Annotated in this window: 22 protein-coding genes and 1 tRNA gene; 13 read left to right on the top strand and 10 right to left on the bottom strand. The window is 64.8% G+C overall.

Annotated features, from left to right (window positions below):
• The first annotated feature begins 5 nt into the window (after window positions 1-5).
• From LFL96_RS11185 to lepB, 7 genes are all read left to right on the top strand, one after another.
• The gene (locus LFL96_RS11185; protein ID WP_280995315.1) at window positions 6-959 is read left to right on the top strand and encodes a hypothetical protein; all 954 of its coding nucleotides are present in this window, start codon (window positions 6-8) and stop codon (window positions 957-959) included.
• Between the two features lie 142 nt (window positions 960-1,101).
• Window positions 1,102-1,536, top strand: a complete 435-nt coding sequence (locus LFL96_RS11180; protein WP_280995314.1) for a hypothetical protein — start codon at window positions 1,102-1,104, stop codon at window positions 1,534-1,536.
• Window positions 1,537-1,625: 89 nt separating this feature from the next.
• Window positions 1,626-3,233: a Do family serine endopeptidase gene (locus LFL96_RS11175; RefSeq protein ID WP_280995313.1), complete on the top strand. Its 1,608-nt coding sequence runs from the start codon at window positions 1,626-1,628 to the stop codon at window positions 3,231-3,233.
• A 15-nt stretch (window positions 3,234-3,248) separates the two neighbouring features.
• Window positions 3,249-3,932, top strand: coding sequence for a hypothetical protein (locus LFL96_RS11170; protein WP_280995312.1), 684 nt, complete (start codon window positions 3,249-3,251; stop codon window positions 3,930-3,932).
• A gap of 594 nt (window positions 3,933-4,526) precedes the next feature.
• Complete coding sequence (locus LFL96_RS11165) at window positions 4,527-5,249, top strand: FadR/GntR family transcriptional regulator (protein WP_280995311.1); 723 nt, start codon at window positions 4,527-4,529, stop codon at window positions 5,247-5,249.
• Window positions 5,250-5,359: 110 nt separating this feature from the next.
• The gene (locus LFL96_RS11160) at window positions 5,360-6,481 is read left to right on the top strand and encodes a Gfo/Idh/MocA family oxidoreductase (RefSeq protein ID WP_280995310.1); all 1,122 of its coding nucleotides are present in this window, start codon (window positions 5,360-5,362) and stop codon (window positions 6,479-6,481) included.
• Between the two features lie 119 nt (window positions 6,482-6,600).
• Window positions 6,601-7,302 (top strand): signal peptidase I, encoded by a 702-nt coding sequence (gene lepB / locus LFL96_RS11155; protein ID WP_280995309.1) that lies wholly within the window; start codon window positions 6,601-6,603, stop codon window positions 7,300-7,302.
• A gap of 18 nt (window positions 7,303-7,320) precedes the next feature.
• Here lepB and LFL96_RS11150 read toward each other — a convergent pair whose 3' ends face one another.
• The 4 genes from LFL96_RS11150 to LFL96_RS11135 all read right to left on the bottom strand — a co-directional run bounded on the left by LFL96_RS11150 (window position 7,321) and on the right by LFL96_RS11135 (window position 11,218).
• Entirely contained in the window at window positions 7,321-7,980 is a 660-nt protein-coding gene (locus LFL96_RS11150) for an amino acid ABC transporter permease (protein WP_280995308.1), read from the bottom strand.
• A 147-nt stretch (window positions 7,981-8,127) separates the two neighbouring features.
• Window positions 8,128-8,922, bottom strand: coding sequence for a cystine ABC transporter substrate-binding protein (locus LFL96_RS11145; protein ID WP_280995307.1), 795 nt, complete (start codon window positions 8,920-8,922; stop codon window positions 8,128-8,130).
• Between the two features lie 193 nt (window positions 8,923-9,115).
• Window positions 9,116-10,093, bottom strand: a complete 978-nt coding sequence (locus LFL96_RS11140) for a quinone-dependent dihydroorotate dehydrogenase (protein ID WP_281000694.1) — start codon at window positions 10,091-10,093, stop codon at window positions 9,116-9,118.
• A gap of 303 nt (window positions 10,094-10,396) precedes the next feature.
• Window positions 10,397-11,218 carry an arginyltransferase gene (locus LFL96_RS11135; protein ID WP_280995306.1) on the bottom strand — a complete coding sequence of 274 codons (822 nt, stop codon included), beginning with the start codon at window positions 11,216-11,218 and terminating at the stop codon, window positions 10,397-10,399.
• Window positions 11,219-12,142: 924 nt separating this feature from the next.
• Between LFL96_RS11135 and LFL96_RS11130 the strand changes: the two genes are divergently transcribed.
• Window positions 12,143-12,994 (top strand): hypothetical protein, encoded by an 852-nt coding sequence (locus LFL96_RS11130; RefSeq protein WP_348638395.1) that lies wholly within the window; start codon window positions 12,143-12,145, stop codon window positions 12,992-12,994.
• Window positions 12,995-13,138: 144 nt separating this feature from the next.
• Here the strand turns inward: LFL96_RS11130 and aat are convergent, their stop codons facing one another.
• The 3 genes from aat to LFL96_RS11115 all read right to left on the bottom strand — a co-directional run bounded on the left by aat (window position 13,139) and on the right by LFL96_RS11115 (window position 14,832).
• Window positions 13,139-13,891: a leucyl/phenylalanyl-tRNA--protein transferase gene (aat, locus tag LFL96_RS11125; protein ID WP_280995304.1), complete on the bottom strand. Its 753-nt coding sequence runs from the start codon at window positions 13,889-13,891 to the stop codon at window positions 13,139-13,141.
• A gap of 9 nt (window positions 13,892-13,900) precedes the next feature.
• A complete protein-coding gene (locus tag LFL96_RS11120) occupies window positions 13,901-14,446 on the bottom strand; it encodes an NUDIX hydrolase (protein ID WP_280995303.1) in 546 nt (181 codons plus the stop codon).
• A 309-nt stretch (window positions 14,447-14,755) separates the two neighbouring features.
• Window positions 14,756-14,832 (bottom strand) — tRNA-Met (locus tag LFL96_RS11115).
• 324 nt (window positions 14,833-15,156) lie between these two features.
• Between LFL96_RS11115 and LFL96_RS11110 the strand changes: the two genes are divergently transcribed.
• Entirely contained in the window at window positions 15,157-15,654 is a 498-nt protein-coding gene (locus LFL96_RS11110; RefSeq protein WP_280995302.1) for a heme-degrading domain-containing protein, read from the top strand.
• Between the two features lie 4 nt (window positions 15,655-15,658).
• Window positions 15,659-15,997, top strand: a complete 339-nt coding sequence (locus LFL96_RS11105) for an SMR family transporter (RefSeq protein ID WP_280995301.1) — start codon at window positions 15,659-15,661, stop codon at window positions 15,995-15,997.
• A gap of 66 nt (window positions 15,998-16,063) precedes the next feature.
• Here LFL96_RS11105 and LFL96_RS11100 read toward each other — a convergent pair whose 3' ends face one another.
• Both LFL96_RS11100 and LFL96_RS11095 read right to left on the bottom strand, forming a co-directional pair.
• A complete protein-coding gene (locus tag LFL96_RS11100; protein ID WP_280995300.1) occupies window positions 16,064-16,444 on the bottom strand; it encodes a hypothetical protein in 381 nt (126 codons plus the stop codon).
• Between the two features lie 13 nt (window positions 16,445-16,457).
• The gene (locus tag LFL96_RS11095; protein ID WP_280995299.1) at window positions 16,458-16,649 is read right to left on the bottom strand and encodes a hypothetical protein; all 192 of its coding nucleotides are present in this window, start codon (window positions 16,647-16,649) and stop codon (window positions 16,458-16,460) included.
• Between the two features lie 235 nt (window positions 16,650-16,884).
• Between LFL96_RS11095 and LFL96_RS11090 the strand changes: the two genes are divergently transcribed.
• Both LFL96_RS11090 and LFL96_RS11085 read left to right on the top strand, forming a co-directional pair.
• Window positions 16,885-17,154 (top strand): hypothetical protein, encoded by a 270-nt coding sequence (locus LFL96_RS11090; RefSeq protein ID WP_280995298.1) that lies wholly within the window; start codon window positions 16,885-16,887, stop codon window positions 17,152-17,154.
• Between the two features lie 155 nt (window positions 17,155-17,309).
• Window positions 17,310-17,594, top strand: coding sequence for a DUF1488 domain-containing protein (locus tag LFL96_RS11085; protein ID WP_280995297.1), 285 nt, complete (start codon window positions 17,310-17,312; stop codon window positions 17,592-17,594).
• Here LFL96_RS11085 and LFL96_RS11080 read toward each other — a convergent pair.
• The gene (locus LFL96_RS11080) at window positions 17,554-18,579 is read right to left on the bottom strand and encodes an NAD-dependent epimerase/dehydratase family protein (RefSeq protein ID WP_280995296.1); all 1,026 of its coding nucleotides are present in this window, start codon (window positions 18,577-18,579) and stop codon (window positions 17,554-17,556) included. The genes LFL96_RS11085 and LFL96_RS11080 overlap by 41 nt on opposite strands.
• A 178-nt stretch (window positions 18,580-18,757) precedes the next feature.
• On the opposite strand from LFL96_RS11080, the gene LFL96_RS11075 reads away from it, so the two are divergent.
• On the top strand, window positions 18,758-19,627 hold the full coding sequence (locus LFL96_RS11075; protein WP_280995295.1) for a TetR/AcrR family transcriptional regulator: 870 nt from the start codon (window positions 18,758-18,760) through the stop codon (window positions 19,625-19,627).
• Window positions 19,628-19,651 lie beyond the last annotated feature (24 nt).

Genomic DNA, 19,651 nt, shown 5'->3' with positions numbered 1-19,651 from the left:
GGACGATGGCGCGCGCGGCGAACGAAACCGAGGCGGCGGGCACGGCTCGCGCGGGACATGTGACGGGCGCGGAGGGCGGCGCGGCGGGGTCGGCGAGCGGCGGCGGAAGGGAGGGCGTGGTGGGGACGGCGAGCCTGGTCAGCACACAAGGCATGCAGAGCCCGCCAACCACCACGAGCACGCGCCGGCGCAGTCTGCCCGGCCGCACGCTGCCCGCGCAACGTCGCGCCAGCGTACCGGCCATCGTGTGGCCTACCGCAATCCCACCCGACGACGCCGCGCCGGAGCAATGCCCGCTGTGTCATGCAGCGATCGTCGCGATGCCCGGTCGCGTCGGCGTATTCCGGCATCGAAGCACGCCAAGCGACGCCGCCTGCGTCCTGACGACCGCTGCGTATCAGCCGTCCGAGTTGAGCGCACGCGGCTCGCGCGATCCGCGCATCTTCGCCGCGCAGCGCAGACGCTTCGTCGATCAGTGGCAACAACACTATGCGGTGTTGCGGCAACTGTGGCCCGGATTCGGCTTCACGCGCTTCATGGCGGTGCTGGCCTGCGCCGACGTGCTGTCGTTATGGTCGTACGCGTCGATGCGCGACGAGGACGTGGCGCCGTTGCTGCTGGTGCTGGCGGGCTTCATGAGATTGCCGGAGACCGACGACGCGAGCGAACCCGCGACCCGTCGCGCGCGCTGGGTGCGCTTCTGGTTCGACGGCAGCGTGCGCGACATCGGCGATGTGTGGGGCGCGCGAGACGCGGCGCCCGCGCTGTACCGCGTCGACTATCGCGAGCCGGCGGCGACGCCGTTTCCGACCGGCGCGCAGGTGCTCGCGTGGCTGCCGGTCGATGGCGCGAAGACGTTGTGGGCGCGACGAGACGTGCTGCCGGCCGTGCGCATCGAAACCGCGCAGCGATTCATTTTCGAACGGTTCGCGCGTATGCCGCTGCATGAGGTGGCCTAGCGAGGCGAGTTGCGTGTCGAGTTGCGTGTCGCGGTCGATGTCGGTTTTCAACGCGTGCCTTGACTCGCGCCTTGACTCGCGATGCTCGCGATTGACGGCTTCGCATCGCACATCGAGGAACCTGAGCGTGGGGGAGAACGTGATGGCTTTACGTCGGATCGGAATCGGATTGCTGGCCGTCGTCATGGGTGCCGGCGCGGCATACGGTCAGCAGAATGAAGCGCGTGCTCAGGCACCCGCGCAGCAGCGTGCCGCGCCACCAGGTGGCGCGACTGCGTCTTCCGGAGCGAAGGCGTCGGCGTCGACCTCCGCGTCGGCAGCCAAGCCGGTTTGCGTGGATGCGGAAGTGGATGGCCAGCGCGCGCTGTCGTACGACTGCCTGAGTTCGCAATTGCAGCCGAAACCGGCGGCGTCGAACGGTGCATCGCGGACCGCGGCGGAAGCGGCGGCCAATGCGCCGTCGAACCGGGTCGGCACATTCAATCTGTCGACCGAACGGAACCGGTTCGGCGCGAACTGGGGCAACTCGGTGACGCCCCAGCGTCCTGCCGCGCCGGTCGTCGTGCCGCCGAAGTGAAGCGCGGCGTTGCGCCGGAGTGAAGCACCTGAACGTAGCAATCGAGCAAATCATCCAGGCAATCCGCCCATGCAACGAGAGGAGTGGCGATGAAGCGCGTCGTGAAACCGTGGACCGTGTCGGCGTGGCGGCGTGTATTGAAGAGACCGTCGGCGCGCGCGCCCGGCATGCGGATGGTGCGAATGGTGCGATTGGTGCGAATGGTGCGGACGTTGCCGATGTTGCAGACATTGCCGGTGTCGCATGCGCTGCCTGTGCTGTCATGCGCACTCCTGCTCGCCGCCAGCTTTGCTGTCCACGCGGCGGCCCAAACCTCGCCGGGAGACTTGCCCTTATCTCCGCTCCAGGCATCGCCGCCACCATCGCTTCAGTCGTCTTCCGCCAATCTCGCTGCCCATCCCGCCTCGCTGAGCGTGCCGAACTTCGCCGTGCTGGTCAAACGTTACGGGCAGGCGGTGGTCAACATCAGCGTCACGCGGGAGGTCACGCAGATGGGCATCCAGTTGCCGCCTGGCATTGCGCCCGGCAATCCGCTCGCGCCGTTTCTCGCGCGTCGCGTGATCGGCAACCGCGAGGAGGTGAGTCTGGGCTCGGGTTTCATCGTGAGTGCGGACGGGATCATTCTGACGAACCGGCACGTGGTCGGAGATGCGTCGAGCGTGGACGTGAAGCTGACCGACAAGCGCCAGTTCAAGGGCACGGTGATCGGCAGCGACGCGTTGTCGGACGTGGCCGTGATCCGTATCGACGCGCGCAATCTACCGGCGGTCGTGACGGGCGACGCATCGCGCACCGAGGTGGGCGACTGGGTGATGGCGATCGGATCGCCGTATGGGTTTGCGAACACGGTGACGCAGGGGATAGTCAGCGCGAAGTCGCGCTCGTTGCCGGGCGACAGCTACATTCCGTTCATCCAGACCGACGTGCCGATCAACCCGGGCAACTCCGGCGGCCCGCTGTTCGATCTGGATGGCCGGGTGATCGCGATCAACTCGATGATTTTTTCGAAGACCGGCGGCTACCAGGGTTTGTCGTTCGCGATCCCGATCGACGTCGCGCTCGACGTGAAGGATCAGTTGCTGAAGACAGGCAAGGTCACGCGCGGGCGCCTCGGCGTGTCGCTACAGGAAGTCAGCGACGCGCTCGCGCGTTCGTTCGGCCTCAGCCGTCCGGACGGCGCCTTGATCAGCATGGTGGAGGCGGGCGGCCCGGGCGCGCAGGCGGGGCTACTGGCCGGCGATGTGGTGCTTGGCGTGGACGGCGTCGCGGTGGCGGACCCGGTCGACCTGCTCGGCACGATCGCGCGGATGAAGCCGGGCCAGCCGGCCGCGCTACTGGTGTGGCGCGGCGGCGCGCGACGCCGGATTCAGGTCATGGTGGGCGCGCTCGACAGCGGCATCGGCAGTGTGGGGAGCGACAGTCCGAAGGGGCCCGCGCGCATTGGCCTGGCGTTACGACCATTGAGTGCTCAGGAGCAGCAGCAACTCGGCGTCGACCGGGGCCTGCTTGTCGAGCAGGCGGCCGGCCAGGCGGCACGAGCCGGCCTGAAAGCGGGGGACGTGCTGCTGTCGGTCAACGGCACACCGGTAGCGAGCGTGGATGCGTTGATCGCGGGCATTGGCGCGACGCGCGGCACGGTGGCGTTGCTCGTGCAACGCAACGGATCGAGACTGTATTTACCGCTCGAAGCGGAATAAGCGGAGGGGAAACTGATGAAGCAAAACGATCGCCGCGGATGGCGCCAACGGCTGGGCATCCTCGTGCTTGCCGGCGCGGCGACCGCGCCGTTGACGTCTGCCGCGCAGACGCCGGAGACATCGGCAAATAAAACGACAAACACAACGGTAAGCACGACGGTAAGCACGCAACAAAGCGCGGCCCAAAATGCGCAACGCGGTGTGCTGCAAAGCGTCCCGCAATCGTGGATCGACTATGGACGGCGGGTAGGGCGGGAGTTCGAGGCATCGCTGGAAGGGGACAGCGCGACATCGAACGAACTGCACGCGTTCCTGGAGGAGCGTATAGCCAACGCGAAGGCGGACGCTCCACCGCCGGCGCTATTGATTCGCGCATGGATTGGATCAGACGGCGCGATCACAAGCGTGCAATTCGACACATTGGGTGATGCGAAGGCGGACGCTCAGCTACGCGAATTATTGATGACCCGCTCCATGGCGGGAGCGCCTCCTGCGGACATGCGCCAACCGTTACGAGTACGCCTACGCCTGAAACCAACCGAAGCAAAAGAGTCAACAAACCCAGTAGAATCGACAAAACCAACCGAACCAACCGAACCAACCGAACCAACCGAACCAACCGAACCAACCGAACCAATCAAAGCAACCGAACCACCGAAGCAGACCGCGCCGACGAGCGCACTGCGCGAGGCGGGATGAATGACTGCTGTGCCACTGGGGTGGAGAGTGCGGGGGCACGAATTCCAGATGTTCCACTACCGTGACTGCGCGGGGGACCCGCTTAAGAGTTAGCGGTGTAAAGCCGCTTTCTTTTGCTTACTTTTCTTTGCGGCAGGCAAAGAAAAGTGAGTGCCGCCCCGCACAGGGGCAACGCATCCTAACCAGAAGAACAAAAAAAACAACCACCCCGCCAGGCGCCCCACAAAAAAAACCAAAACGAAGCCCGCGAACGCCCCCCATCCCCGCCAACCCCTCGCCCCCACCCGCCACCGCGACCACCCCATCCGCAGTCGATCAGACAATTCACTCCACTACGTGCGTCTTCGCACCATGCAAATTTCACATTCGAGGCACGCTTGGAACGCAAGCATATGGCCCATCGAACCATGCAGCGTTACACGAACGAAACAATTCCTCAGAGGGATAACCCTGTCAGGACGTTTCCCAACTGGCGCAAGTGTTTCGAAGCTAGCAACGTATCGTAAAACAACCAGGAAGCATAAAAAAACGACACACGAGGGCCGCTTGATCAACAGGCTACGCGGGGGCAAACACCGCTTCGGGGAGAGTGTCATGGAACAGGCTAACAAGGATCGATCGCTGGTGAGCAAAGTGATGGACGGACTCGTCACCGGCATCGTCGAAGAGAAGTACGGCGCGATTCTGCCGCCGCAGGATGTGCTGTCGAAAGAGTTCGACGTGAGCCGCACCGTCATGCGCGAGGCGCTCTCGATGCTGCTCGCCCGCGACATGCTCGACGTGCGCCCCAAGATCGGCACGCGCATCCGCTCGATGAGCGACTGGCGCATGATCGACGAGGACGTCGTCAACTGGCGCTTTCGCGCGAAACCCGATCCGCTGTTTCTGCGCGACGTGATCGAGTTCCGCATCCTGATCGAACCGCGCGCGTCGGCGCAGGCGGCCTCGCGCGGCAGCGCCGCCGACGTCGCGGCGATCCGCGAGGCGTTCGAGGCGTTCCGCCTGATCCGGCCGAACGAGCCGGGCTATCAGGAAGCCGACGAGCTGTTCCATACGCGCATCGTGATCGCGAGCGGCAACCAGTTCTTCAAGCAGATGGCGGCGATCATTCGCGGCGCGCTGTCGACGGTCAATCCGATCGTCACGCCGCGCGCCGGGCTGTGGGAAGACGCGGTGCAGTCGCATCTGCGGGTGGTCGAGGCGATCGAACGGCGCGACCCGAAGGAAGCGGAGGCCGCTTCGCTCGCGATGATCGACTATACGGCCGAGGAACTCGGCGGCCAGTTTTCCGGCGAGCCGCCCGCGTCCCACGAGTAAGTCAGGCAGGTAGCAGGAGGCAGCAGCGGAGGGGGGGCCTCGACGCTCGATGCAGCGGAACGGACAGCGCGGCGACCGCGCGGGCTCACGGCGATCCATGAGCGCGCGGCATGCGCGACAATGACGCCTGTTCGGAACTGCATGGACGCGAAGGAACGATGACGACGACAGGCAACACAAGCACAACGACAAGCAATACAACGACAACCACCACGACAGCTTCAAGCGCGGCGCGGCACGACGCCCCGCAGGAGGCTGAGCCGGCGCGCGTGATTCGCTGGGGCATCGTCGGTACGGGCCGGATTGCCCGCCGCTTCGCGCAGGGGCTCGCGTTCGTCCCGCACGCGCAACTCGCCGCGCTGTGGTCGCGTCGCGCGGAACCGGCCCAGGCGTTCGCCGACGAATTCGGCGGCACCGTGTGCGCCGATTTCGATGCGCTGCTCGCGAGCGGCATCGACGCCCTCTACATCGCGACCGTCCAGGACAGTCACGCCGACTACGCCATCGCCGCGTTGCAGGCCGGCCTGCATGTGCTGTGCGAGAAACCCGCCACCATCAACCGGCCGCAGCTCGAACGTGTGCTCGACGCCGCGCGCGCCGCGCAACGGCTCTTCATGGAAGCGATGAAGCCGCCGTTCTATCCGCTCTACCAGAAGTTGCGCGCGCATCTGACGGCCGATCCGATCGGCGAGGTGGGCCTCGTGCGTGCGGGTTGCTCGGTGCCGGGCGTGCCGGACGATCATCCGTCGCTGTCGTTCGAGCACGCGGGCGGCGCGCTGCTCGACATCGGCATCTACGAAATCTTTCTCGCGGTCGACTGGCTCGGCGCCCCGCGCGACGTGCAGACGCTCGGCCGGCTCGGCGCGACCGGCGTCGACGTGTTCGCGAGTCTGAACAGCCAGCACGAACGCGGCATCGCGCAACTGTTCTGCGGACTCGATCTGCACGGCAAGGGCGACGCGCTGCTGATGGCGAAAGGCGGCCACGTGACCATTCATGAGCCATGGTGGAATCCGTCGCGCGCGACGATCCGTTACGCCGACGCACGCGTGGTCGAACTCGACGAGCCGTTCGAAGGCGGCGGATTGAACTACGAGACCGCGCACTTCTGCGAGCTGATCCGCGCGGGCCAACTGGAGAGTCCGTTGATGCCGCACCGCACGTCGTTGCAGATGATCGAAATGGCCGATGCCGCGCGCGCTGCGTTGGGGCTGCGCTTCGCGGGCGAGTGACGGAACAGCGCAAGAGGGCGGATAGCCCCGACGGTGGTAGGATTTGCGCGAACCGTGGCGCGCGAATCCCGCGCTGTCCCGCCACCGCTTTCAAACCCCTTCCAGCGGAGCCGCCCATCATGCGCATGCTTGGCAAACTGTGGCGCGACAACAAGAGCCTCGTCGCGTTTATCTTCCTGATGGTGCTGTTCCGCAGCGCCGTGGCCGACTGGAACGTCGTGCCGAGCGGCTCGATGCTGCCCACCATCCGCGAGGGCGACCGCATCTTCGTCGACAAGATGGCCTACGATCTGCGCGTGCCGCTCACGCACATCACGATCGCGCATCTGCACGATCCGCAGCGCGGCGATATCGTGACCGTGGATTCGTCGGCGGCGCACGAGCTGATCGTCAAGCGGTTGATCGGCGTGCCGGGCGACCGCATCGCGATGCGCGACAACGTGCTGTATGTGAACGGCGTGCGCGCCGGGTATCAGCCGCTGAAAATGCCGCCGCTGCCCGGCGATGCCGCGTCGCGCGGCGACTATCTGACCGAGCGTTTCGACGGCGTCGCGCACACGGTGCGCCTCTCGCCCGATGCGCCGAGTCCGCGCAGTTCGTTCGGGCCGGTGACGGTGCCGCCCGGCGAATATCTGATGCTCGGCGACAATCGCGACGACAGCGCCGACTCGCGTTACTTCGGTTTCTTTCCGCGCAAGGAGTTGATGGGCCGCACGCGTCACGTGGCGTTCTCGCTCGACCCGGACCGCTATTACGCACCGCGTTTCGAGCGGTTCGGCGCGGCGCTGGATCAACCCCCGGCGCCGCTCGCGAGCCGCTGATCAAGCCCGGCTAACGCCTCAGTTGCGCGACGGCAGCGCGAGGCGCCGTTCATACCAGCGCTGCACGCTTTCGAGCAACTGGCACAGCACCCAGTACACCGCGGCCGCGGCCAGATACAGCGGCAGCGGCTGATAGGTCGACGCAATCACTTCCTGCGCGCTGCGCAGCAGTTCCGTGACCGTGATCACCGACACCAGCGAGGTGTCCTTGATCAGACTGATCAAACTGTTCGACAGACTCGGCACCGCGATTCGCAGCGCCTGCGGCGCGATCACGTAGCGCAGCGTCTGGCGGCGCGACAGCCCGAGACTATACGCGGCGAGCCACTGGCCGTTGTGGATGCCGAGAATCGCGCCGCGCATGCTCTCCGACAGATACGCGGCGACGTTCGCCGACAGCGCGAGCACGCCGGCCGGTGTCGGATCGAGCGAAATGCCGAAGCTCGGCAGGCCGTAGTAGATCACGAAGATCTGCACCAGCAGCGGCGTGCCGCGCATCACGCTCACGTAGATGCGCGCGAGCCAGTTCAGCGCGCGGCTGTGGCTCACGCCCATCAACGCCAGCACGGCGCCGGCGAGCAGGCCGAAGAACATCGACAGAACCGCGAACTTGATCGTCAGAACGGCGCCCTGTGCGAGCACAGGCAGCGATTGCACGAGCAGGGAAGTGGTGGACATGAGCGGGAGTCGTCGGGTTGGCGCGCGAAGCGCACATCATAAACTTGGGAGCGAAGCAGAGGCGGCGCGGGAGCGAACGAGACGTGGCGTAGAAGCGCGAAGGGCGGCATCGCCGACGATGCCGCCCTTCGTTTCACGTCATGCCGCTTACTTGATCGGCTTGCTGACGTCGATGCCGAACCACTTGTCCGAGATCTTCGCGAACGTGCCGTCCGCCTCGAGCTGGTTCATCGCGTCGCCGATCGCCTTGGCGAACTTCGGATTGCCCTTCCTGAACGGGATGCCCGACGGGTTGCCCGCGCCGACGTTCGCGCCGGTGCGCAGCGGCAGCGGCGAGGTCTTCATCAGATACGCGAGCATCAGACGGTCGTTGAGCGCCGCGTCGAGCCGGCCGGCGGCCAGATCGCGCAGATACTCGGGCGCACCCGGATACGTCTTCACGTCGATGCCCGGCACCGACTTCGCCATGTCCATGTAGTTGGTGCCCAGACCGACGCCGAGCTTCTTGCCCTTGAGGTCGTCGAGCGACTTGAACTGACGCGTGTCGTCCTTGCGCTGGATCAGTTGCGCGGCCGAGTACGTGTAGGCCGGCGAGAAGTCGAGCGCCTGCTTGCGTGCGTCCGTGATGCCGACCTGGTTGACGATCACGTCGAACTTGCCCGCCTGCAGACCGGCGATGATGCCGCTCCATTCGGTCGTGACGAATTCCGGCTTCACGCCGAGTTTCGCGGCGACTGCCTTGGCGATATCGACGTCGTAGCCGACCAGTTCGCCCGACGGCGCTTTCGAGTTGAACGGCGGGAACGTGCCTTCCAGGCCGATACGCAGCGTGCCGCGCTGTTTGACCTGATCGAGCAGATCGTCCGCATGCGCGGTGACGGCGGTGAACGACGCGCCGATCAGACCGGCGACCAGCAGCTTCTTCAGCAAGCCCAATTTCATTCTGTTCCTTGTGTTTCGTCTGGCGTTTTAACAGACGAAAGCATAACAAAGCAGACTATCGAAACCAAAATACCGTTTGCTTATGTCTATATGCGTGATGCGGTATGCATGGGATAACGGGACAGCGAATGACAAAAGCGGTGAAAGCGGCAGAAGCGGCCAAAACCGCGAGCCAGGGCCGCTTTCGCTGCGTTCAGCGCAACGCCCGCGCGCATTCGGCGACGAGCGCCGGGCCGCGATAGATGAAGCCGGTGTAAAGCTGCACCAGCGACGCGCCGGCCGCCAGCTTCGCGCGTGCATCCTCGCCCGAGAAAATCCCGCCGACGCCGATGATCGGCACCGTATCGCCGACTTCCGCGCGCAGCTTGCGGATCACCTCGTTCGACGCGTCGAACACCGGTTTGCCCGACAGGCCGCCGGCTTCGTCGCCGTGCTGCATGCCCGTGACGGCGGTGCGCGACAGCGTGGTGTTGGTCGCGATCACGCCTTCGAAACGGTGCCGCAACAAGGTGTCGGCGATCGACTTGATCTGTTCGTCGTCGAGGTCCGGGGCGATTTTCAGCGCGAGCGGCACGAGCTTGCCGTGCATGTCCGCGAGACGCTGCTGCTTGTCCTTCAGCGCCGCGAGCAGCGCGTCGAGTTCGCCCGCGCCCTGCAACTGGCGCAGGTTCTTCGTATTCGGCGACGAGATGTTGACCGTCACGTAGCTGGCGAACGGGTACACGCGTTCGAGGCAGTACAGGTAGTCTTCGGCGGCGCGTTCGATCGGCGTGTCGGCGTTCTTGCCGATGTTCAGCCCGAGCGTGCCGCGATAGCGCGCGGCCTGCACGTTCTTCACGAACTGGTCGACGCCGGCGTTGTTGAAGCCCATCCGGTTGATGACCGCGTTCGCCTGCGGCAGACGGAACATGCGCGGACGCGGATTGCCCGGCTGCGCGCGCGGCGTGACCGTGCCCACTTCGATGAAACCGAAACCGAGCGCGGCCAGACCGTCGATGCAGGCGCCGTCCTTGTCGAGCCCGGCCGCGAGTCCGACCGGGTTGCGGAACGTCAGTCCCATCACGGTGCGCGGCGCGTCCGGCACGTGCGGCGCGAGCGCGCCCGCGAGGCCGGTGCGGCCGGCGGCGCCGAGCATGCGCAGGGTCAGGTGATGAGCGTCTTCCGCGTCCATGCGGAAGAGTTGGGCGCGTACGAGCGGGTAGAGGGAACTGAACACGGGACGAAGCCGGGCGGCCGAAAAATGGGAACCCGCTATTTTAACGGCTTTGAGGTCCGGGAGCGGGGCTTTGGACGGGAAGGGCGGCGCGCCGGAGGGGATTCGGTGGTTTCCAGGGCGCGCGGGTTGCGGGATCTGGGGCAGAACGAAGCGGAATCCGGAGTGGGTGCCGAGGCGATATCCAGGCGGTTTCAAGGCCACGTCAAGGCCACGTCAAGGCCGCTTCAATGCCTCGCTCAAGGCCGCTTCAATGCCGTGTCAAGGCCGCAGCGGACCGCGTCGGCCATGAATCGCCAGATCGACCGGCGGCAGGTCGACCGCCGACGGATCGAGCACCTGCCACGCGCCGTCGATCAGCCCTTCGAGCGGACGGAAGTTGGCTTTGTACGCCATCTTCGGACTTTCGCGAATCCAGTAGCCGAGATACACGTACGGCAGTTTCAGGCTGCGCGCCTGCTCGATCTGCCAGTAGATGTTGTAGGTGCCGAAGCTGGTATGCGGCAGATCCGGCTCGAAGAACGTGTACACCGACGACAGCCCGTCGCCGAGAATATCGATCATGCTGATCATGCGCAGCACGCCGGGCACGTCCGGCTGGTTCGGCCACGGCTCGCGGAATTCGACGAGACGCGAGTTGATCCGGCTTTGCAGCAGGAACTGTTCGTACTGGTCGCGGCTGTCGCGATCCATGCCGCCGCCCGCGTGACGCGCCGATTGATAGCGCATGTAGAGCGCGTAGTGTTCTTCGTCGTAATGCAGCGGCGCGACGGTGGCGATCAGTTCGCCGTGCTTTTTCCACACGCGGCGTTGCGTGCGGTTCGGCTCGAAACGCTCGACCGGCACGCGCACCGGCACGCACGCGCGGCAGCCGTCGCAATACGGACGGTAGGTGAACACGCCCGAGCGGCGGAAGCCGGCCTTGACGAGATCGGTGTAGACGTCGGAGTTGATCAGATGACTGGGCGTGGCGACCTGCGAGCGCGCGATGCGGCCATCCAGATAACTGCAGGGATACGGCGCCGTTGCATAAAATTGCAGCGCTGAAAGCGGGGAAAGAGGCAGCTCGTTAGGATGAGTCACGTTGGCAGCTCTCGAAGCGTCTCGGTAGTGCAAATCCGGCGCGCCTCGCGGCACGTGATCCGCCCGGTTGCGGCGGACCCGGATTCGGCCTGATTCTTCCTGCCTCGCCGGCGTGGGCGCTGCAGGTACGGCTGTCGGGCTGGGGGAACGCGCCAACCCGGGGGGTGCTCTGTCAAACCTATCGTTTAGCTGGGCCGATCGGCAGAGCTCCGTCCGGCAGCCTGCATAAACGGTAACACGAAAATTTTCGCGAGACCGCCGTGATAGGGCTCATCAGTTAGCCAGCGAACGGCGCGGCGAACGGTGGCGGTGCGAATCGTAGCGGTAAGTATATGGCGGATGCTCGCGGGATGTTTCTTCGTGTTGAACCTGGTGACAGTGAGCGCAGTGAGGAGTATCACCAGCCAATGATCGAATCAGATTAACGCGCGCGACCCGTACAACGTTGCACGATGCACCGTGACGATTGCGGAGCGGATGAGAAAATCATGGCGCATCTAATTGCAGCGATTGTATTGACGTCGAGCCTGTTTTTCACAGGCGTATTCGATCAGGAAAGCCAGGAACGTCCGAGGCAAGCGTAAAGATTTTCTACACGCGGCCTTGTCAGACGGGAGTATGAGAACCTTTTCTGGCGGCCTTCTCCGGTCGAGTATTTTATCTATTTCGCATTAAATGCGTCGATGTCAATGCACACGTATTAAAGATTTTTCAATAAGAATTAAAGTCGGCGCCCATCGTGCCGTATACCTCTTTAGCGTCATTTCCAAATATTACAGATATTCGTGCGATTTTATTTTTGTCAAGCGAATTTTTGTGGTGATTCAAGGAGTTGGCGTCTGAGAGAAAACATCGGGGTCAATCTAACTAACGGTACAAGATGGCGGGCTTGATCGGCATGCCCGCCCGAAAACAAGAATGAATATGAAAAACAAAGCAACATTGGCGTTATCTCTGCTCGCTTCGCTCGTTCTGGTTGCCTGTGGCGGTGGCGGTAGCAGTTCGTCGACGACGCCGTCGACCAGCAACGCTTCGCTGCCGGCGACACCTCCGGCTCCGGTTGCGGCGGCCAACGGCGAGTCATTGCCGAGCCTCTCCAGTCCGCAAAACGGTTCGACCAAAGTTGTCGGCAACGGCGTGGAAGGGATCTGGACAAGCCAGTCCGGCGCGGGCAAGACGACTGCATTCATCGATGCGCAGGGCAACGTTTCCGCCTTGAACTCGCTAGGCACCTTCACGGTGTCGGAGTTGTTCGGCGTCGTCGCAGCCACCTCGCCGAACTGGACGCTCACGTCGGGCGTGCAGGTCAATAACTTCGTCTACTATCGGACCAGCGCCGGCTCGGGCACGTTTGTCAATAACCAGACGTTCACCGGCAGCTACGTCCAGAACGGCAACACGGTTGCCGTGGACTGGGCCTACGACCCGGCGAATGCGCTCGCCGTCACGCAGGCGAGCGTGGCGGGCACGTGGTCGCAAAGCGGCGCGTCGCTGACGATTGCAAACGACGGCACGTTGAGCGGCACCCTCAGCAATTGCCCGGTGACCGGGACGTTGCTGCTGGCTACGCCCGCATCCAGCAAAAATCTCTACACGCTGACCGTCACTGGGGCGAATGCAGCTTGCGGCGTCACACCGGGCACGACCCTTACCGGTAATGCCGCGATCACGTTCCTGCCCATTTCGGGAAGCAGCCTGTACGTTCGTTCGATTCTCTACGTGATCAGGGCGACGAACAATTCGTCGGTCGCCTACGGGCAGTTGACGAAGCAATAAGCGAAGCCGCCCGCCGCCGCTTTCTCCCGATGGGCGGCGGCTGGACCATGCTCGTCGTCGTGGATCAGCCGGCCGGAAGACCATGGCGGCCATGACGCGATGCCATTGCACCGCTTCAAGGCAGTACTCACCTGCGTGGCTGTTTCAGCCGCCCGATGCGGCGTCCGCCTTCCTCAGCAGTTCGCCCAGCACTTCCTTGTCGAAGCCCCATGGAATCGGCGGCGCACCTACCGTCGCCCGCACATGCGCGACGAACGCCTTGCGCGCGATCTCGCGTCCGCCGAGCGACGCAAGATGCGACGTGTTCTGCTGGCAATCGATCAACTCGATGCCATGCCGCCGCAGGTGGCCGACCAGCGCGGCCAGCGCGATCTTCGACGCGTCCGTGACCTCCGCGAACATCGATTCGCCGAAGAACATCCGGCCGAACGACACGCCATACAAGCCGCCCACGCGTTTGCCGTCGTACCAGCTTTCGATGCTGTGCGCGTCGCCCGCACGATGCAGCGACGAATACGCGTCGACCACGTCGGCGGTAATCCACGTGCCGCGCTGGCCGCGCCGCGGCGCCTGCGCGCAGGCGCGCATCACGGCGGCGAAATCGTGATCGACGCGAATCTCCCACGCGTCCTCGCGCAGCACGCGCTTGAGCGTCTTGCGCAGCGATGGCGACAGTTTGAATTCGGCGGGCCGCAGGATCATGCGCGGGTCGGGGCTCCACCACAACACCGGCTGGCCGTCCGAGTACCACGGAAAAATGCCGCGCCGGTAGGCGTCGATCAGCCGCGACGGCAGCAGGTCGGCGCTGGCGGCAAGCAGACCCGGCGCGCCGCTGGCGGCGCCGAGCGCGCGCTCGACGGCGGGAAACGGATCGTCAGGTCCGAGCCAGGGCACCATGGGCGCCGCTCAGCCTTCGCGCAGCGAGCGGAAGATGTCGCCCGTATGCAGGCCGAAACTGCCGGCGGCGCGATCGGCGAGGAAGAAGCGCAGGGTCTGGCCGACGGTCGGAAAGGCGATCTCGTCCCAGGGGATTTCGTGTTCCGCGAAGAGTTTGACTTCGAGACTTTCCTCGCCGGCGGCGATGTCGAGATCGAGCAGACGCGCCATGTAGAACAGATGCACCTGATGCACGTGCGGCACATTCAGCAGCGAGAACAGGCTCTGCACCTCGACGCGCGCGCCGGCTTCCTCGAGCGTTTCGCGTGCCGCGGCTTCGGCGGTCGTCTCGCCCATTTCCATGAAACCCGCGGGCAGCGTCCAGTAGCCATAGCGCGGTTCGATCGCGCGGCGGCACAGCAGTACCTTGTCGTCCCACACCGGGACCGTGCCGACCACGTTGCGCGGATTCTGATAGTGCACCGTGCCGCAACTGCCGCATACGAAGCGTTCGCGGTTGTCGCCCGGAGGAATGCTCAGGCTGACGCTGTGACCGCAGACAGAACAGAATTTCATAGGAAGGGGACGAGAAAGAGTGATGGGAGTTTATCACTCGGTCGTGGATTCACTGAGGGCGAACGACCTGCGAAAACGGACGAATGCGCAATCGGCTATAGCCGGTATCAGCGCGTTGTCGTGGGTGCTTGCAGATGTAGTTGCGGTGCGCGGTGGGTGCCGGTCATGATCGACGCCGCCTGATCGTTCGCCCCCAGCGTGCTCGTGCGACGAACAAAAGCAAAGGGCGCCGGACTTCTCGCAAAGTCAGGCGCCCCGGAAAGCGAAAAGGCCTGATCTCGTGAGAAATCAGGCCTTTGAAATGCTTGATGGTTGCGGGGGTAGGATTTGAACCTACGACCTTCGGGTTATGAGCCCGACGAGCTGCCAGACTGCTCCACCCCGCGTCCGTCGAAGAAAAGAGTATAGCGTACCGGGATGGCCATTGCAATACCTGTTTAACAAATGACGCTTCCGGGAGCATGCCGGGCGACGTTCGACGTCGAGCGCATGCAGTGCGAGCGCGGCAGCGGGACGTTGTCAACGCACCCGTCGCGGCATGCATGGCCCGCGTCGCATGCCGGAAGGCCGTCGCAAGGCGCTGCGCTAGAATCCAGAATCGTTTCGCGTGAAATGTCGCGCACGGCACCTGCCGCGCATGCGTGCGCACGCACGATTCATCGCCGCGCCGGACTCACTGCACGTTCAACACTTTCTTCCACCGGAATTCCATGGATATCGCACACGATCTGCAGGTCATTGCCGCACAGGAACGCACGCTCGTGTTCCCTCAATTCGATGCCGACCGCGCGTGGCAGATCGGCGCGTATCTGCACGAAGTCGCGAAGGCGCGCGGCATCGCCGCCGCCATCGATGTGCGCACCTTCGGCCAGCCGCTGTTCTTCAGCCTGCTCGACGGCGCGACGCCGGACAACGTCGACTGGGCGCGCCGCAAGGGCAACACGGTCGCGCATTTCCGCCGCAGCTCGTACGCGATCGGGCTGAAGATGCAGCAGTCCGGCAGCACGATCGCCGACAAGCATGCGTTGCCCGCCAGCGAATACGCATCGCACGGCGGCGCGTTTCCATTGACGGTGAGCGGCGCCGGCGTGATCGGCTCGATCACGGTGTCCGGTCTGCCGCAACGCGCCGATCACGAACTGGTGGTGGAAGCGCTGTGCGCACACCTCGGCCACGACTACGGCAAGCTCGCGCTTGCAAAGGCCTGAGACGATGCGGCTGCCTCCCTACGCGTTGCTCGGCATCGCGATCGTCGCGGAAGTGATCGCGACGTCGGCGATGCGGGCATCGGAAGGTTTCTCGCGGCTGATTCCGTCGGCGGTGGTGGTGCTCGGGTATGGCGTCGCGTTCTATTGTCTGTCGCTGACGCTCAAGAGCATTCCGGTCGGCATCGTCTATGCCGTGTGGTCGGGCGCGGGCATCGTGCTGATCACGCTGGTCGCGCTGCTGCTGTACCGGCAGGTGCCCGACCTGCCGGCGATCATCGGGCTCGGGTTGATTATCGCGGGCGTCGTCGTGCTGAACGTGTTTTCGAAAATGCAGGCGCATTGACGATCGCCTGTCGTGCGTGCCTGACGCTGCGCGGCGGGCATGTCAGGTGGTCGGGAAGTCGCGGGCTTATTTGCAGCGCACGATCATCGAGCGATTCTTGACGTTCGCCGACACGACGTTGGTCACGCTGCCGCCGGCCGCGCCGCCTTCGTCGTTGTCCTTCGACACGATGTCGTAGCCGGTCGCGCCGCACGCCTTGCCGGCCTGCACGTAGCACGAGGCCCAGCTCGACGCGGCATCCGCGCCGCTGCAATTCACCGCGAAGCCGGTCTGGCCGTTCGGCAGATTGATCAGCGACGTCGTGTTCGACGATGCGCAGCCGGCGAGGCTCGCGCCGAGCAGCACGACGCCGGGCAGTGCCGCCGCCAGCAAGGTGCGGCGCAGCGGCGCGACGGCGCCGCTCAGGCGGAGGCGGAGAGCGCGGCGCGCTTGCGTGTTCAAATGCATCGTGAGGTTTCCTTTAGGGCGTTTCGATCGTGATGCCTGCCGCGCCGACCAGCTTGCGGCTCTCGTTACCGCTCGCGGTGGCCGCGTCTTCCCAGATGCTGATGGCTTTCGGGATGTCGATGCCGTGGCTTTCCGCATAGGCAAACCAGCGGGTCGCCGCATCGGGCTCGGGCAGTTCGTGGTTCTTCAGAAAATATTTTCCCATATTGCGCTCGGTGGTCCGGAAATGGCGTCATCGGATAGCACGCGGCATGCCGCGAAATCCGTTCGACCGGGATGTGTCGCACAAGTGCGATCCCTCGCGTCTGCCCGCGATCCAGCCTTGCTCGAACGAACCGGGCGGCACCCCAGGACGCACCGGGGCGAACTTATCGGCCGACGCGGCGCCTTACTTACCGGTACACCCATCACATTCATACAATGCAACGAGGAGAACGACCATGGCAGAACGGGTCAGCGGCCCTTATCGCGGCTATTACATCAGCGCCGCCGCGCGCCTCGTGCCGTCCGGCGCTGGACCGGCCGATGCGTCCGACGGCATCTACATCGGCTCGGTGAGCCTCGCGCAACTCGGTCCCGACGACCCGCACCGGATCGAAACGCTGCTCGATCTGGGCGGCGAACAGCGCTTCGGCAGCGAGGAGGAGGCGTTGGCGTTCGTCGAACAGGCGGCGCGCGACTACGTCGATCGTTTGCTGGGCGGGCACTGATGGCGGCGCGTGATGCATGCCGTCAGGCCGGCGCCAACTGGACCGCGATTCGGCCGCGCGAGTACCATGTCGGGACTGCGACGGGGCGGCTGAGGCTCGTCGGCGCCGCCGGCCCGTCCGATCCTGCCGCGCCGGCCACTTCTGATGGAGCGACCATGGAAATTCGCTTCCCCGCGGACGCACCTGCTTACCGCGATTCGAATCTGACCGTCGTGTTTGCCGCGCTGGTGAACGGCGAACCGGTGCCGTGCGCGATTTCGGTCGAAGCGCTCGAAGATCACTTCGGCGCGCACACCGAGGACCTCGAAGGGTGGATGCGAGCGTTCGACGCCGGCCGCGAGCGCATCGAGGCCGTCGCGCGCGAGCATCTGCAGATCAGTAACGGCACGCCGGTGCTACTCAAGAGCGGTCATTTTCCGCCGGGCGACGTGACGGGGTGAGGGACGCCGCCGAACCCGCCTTCGCGTTCACCACCGCATTTTTCGCCGCCTCGAACGACGCCCGGATCCCGTCCTCGTACGACGTTTTAGCGATCGGTCCAAGCAACCCGCGTAACGCCGAATCGTCCATCACGACGGGCTCGGTCATCAGGTAGTTCATCTCCACCATCTCGCGCATCAACGGATTGAACAGGCCGAGCACGCGCAGCATGGTCTTGCCCGCGACCGTCAATTTCGGCTCGCGGCCAGCCAGCGCGTACGCCTGACGCGCCACTTCGCGCTGCGTGATGGTGCCTGCGCCGGCGAGATGCCACCAGCGTCCATAAGCCTCCGGCGTGCGCGTGAGTTTCTCCACCACCGGACCAGCATCCGGCAGATAGATGAACTCGTGCGGCACATCCACCGGGCCGACCATCTGCGCGCGCCGGCCGTTCGCCGCGCCTTCGAACACGCCGTTCAGCAGACTGCGCTCGATGCCGGGACCGTAGAAATCCGGCAGACGCAGCACCAGTGTGGACAGACCATTGCGGCCATGCGCCGCGAGCACGAGCTTTTCCTGCGCGAGCCGCATCTGCCCCTTGAACGTGTGCGGCTCGCGCGGATGATTCTCGCGGATCGGATTGCTGCGCGCCCGGCCGTACGGGTACACGGTGCCGATCAGGATGAAGCGTTCGACGCCCGCCGCCGTCACGCCGGCCAGCGTGCGTTCCATCAGCGGCGGGTGCTCGGCGAAGCGGTCGTAGGGAACGCCGACCAGATAGATGACGGTCTGCAGGCCCGCGGCGGCCGCGCGGATCGATTCCGGATCGTCGGGATTCCACGTGGCGATTTCCGCGTGCGGATCGGCGCCGAACGCGTCTTCCAGACTCTTGCGCGAGCGGCCGACCACCCGGTAGTCGCGCCCCGCGGCGCTCAGCGCCGTGGCGATGATTTGACCGGCCGCGCCCGCGGCGCCGAACAGACCGACCTTTCCGATTGCTTGCATGACGACTCCTTGAGACGGCGCGTGGCCGCGGTTTGACTCGATTGACGTGACGCTGGACGGCCGCGACCGGCATCGCATGACACACGACGATGACGATCGAAAATTTAATGAACACCGTTCAGTGAACAGTGTTCAGTTTAATTTGACTTTTCAGTTTGTCAACACGAAAATGAGCGTCATGGGAATCGCCGAACGAAAGAACCGTCAGAAGCAGGCATTGCGCGAACGCATCCTCGATGCCGCGCGCCGCATCGTGATGCGCGAAGGATTTGCCGCGCTGTCCATGCGCAAGATCGCCGACGCCATCGAATATTCACCGGCCACGCTGTATCTGCATTTCGAAAGCCGCGACGAGATCGCCCGTGCGCTGTGCGAGGAGGGCTACGCGCAGTTGCTGGCGACCTTCGCGCCGCTCGCGGGCATGGTCGATCCGGCCGAACGGTTGAAGGCGATCGGCCGTGCGTATGTGGCGTTCGGCGTCGCGCATCCGCAGACTTACCGGCTGATCTTCATGGAAGATCCGAGCTACACCGGCGCGGCATTGAGTGGCGCATCGGCGGTACAGACTGCCGCGCAAGCCGATGCCGACATCGACGCCAGCATTCCCGCCGACGATGATCCCGGCGAAGCCGCGTTGCAGATCATGCTGTCCGCGCTCGCCGAACTGCAGGCGGCGGGGCGCCTGTCCGCATCGACGGATATCGGTGTGTGGGCCGAGGCGTTCTGGGCGACGTTGCACGGCATCGTCGCGCTGAATCTCACGTGTCCTGTGTTTCCCAGCGCGCCGCTCGACACGGTGCTCGGGCTGACGCTCGACGTCTGGCTGGGCGCGTCCGACCCGGCGCAATCGGCGTTGGCGGAGGTGGACGCTGCTGGTATGACGGCGGCCGGCGCCGGGACCAAGGCAAGCGTCGCTAACGCAGGCGTCGCGAAGGCAAGCGTCGCCAACCCATCCGCCCAAATCGCGACTCCACCCGCCGATCCCGCGACCCAGCCCGCCAAACCCGCCCCCAAGCCCCGCGCCAAGCCGAAATCCACCGGCGCGTGATAACGTTCAACTCCATTTCATTCC

This window comes from Paraburkholderia sp. D15 (assembly GCF_029910215.1).
GTDB lineage: Bacteria > Pseudomonadota > Gammaproteobacteria > Burkholderiales > Burkholderiaceae > Paraburkholderia.
The sequence above is the reverse complement of the archived record's forward strand: the minus strand, read 5'-3'. Positions and strand labels throughout refer to the sequence as shown.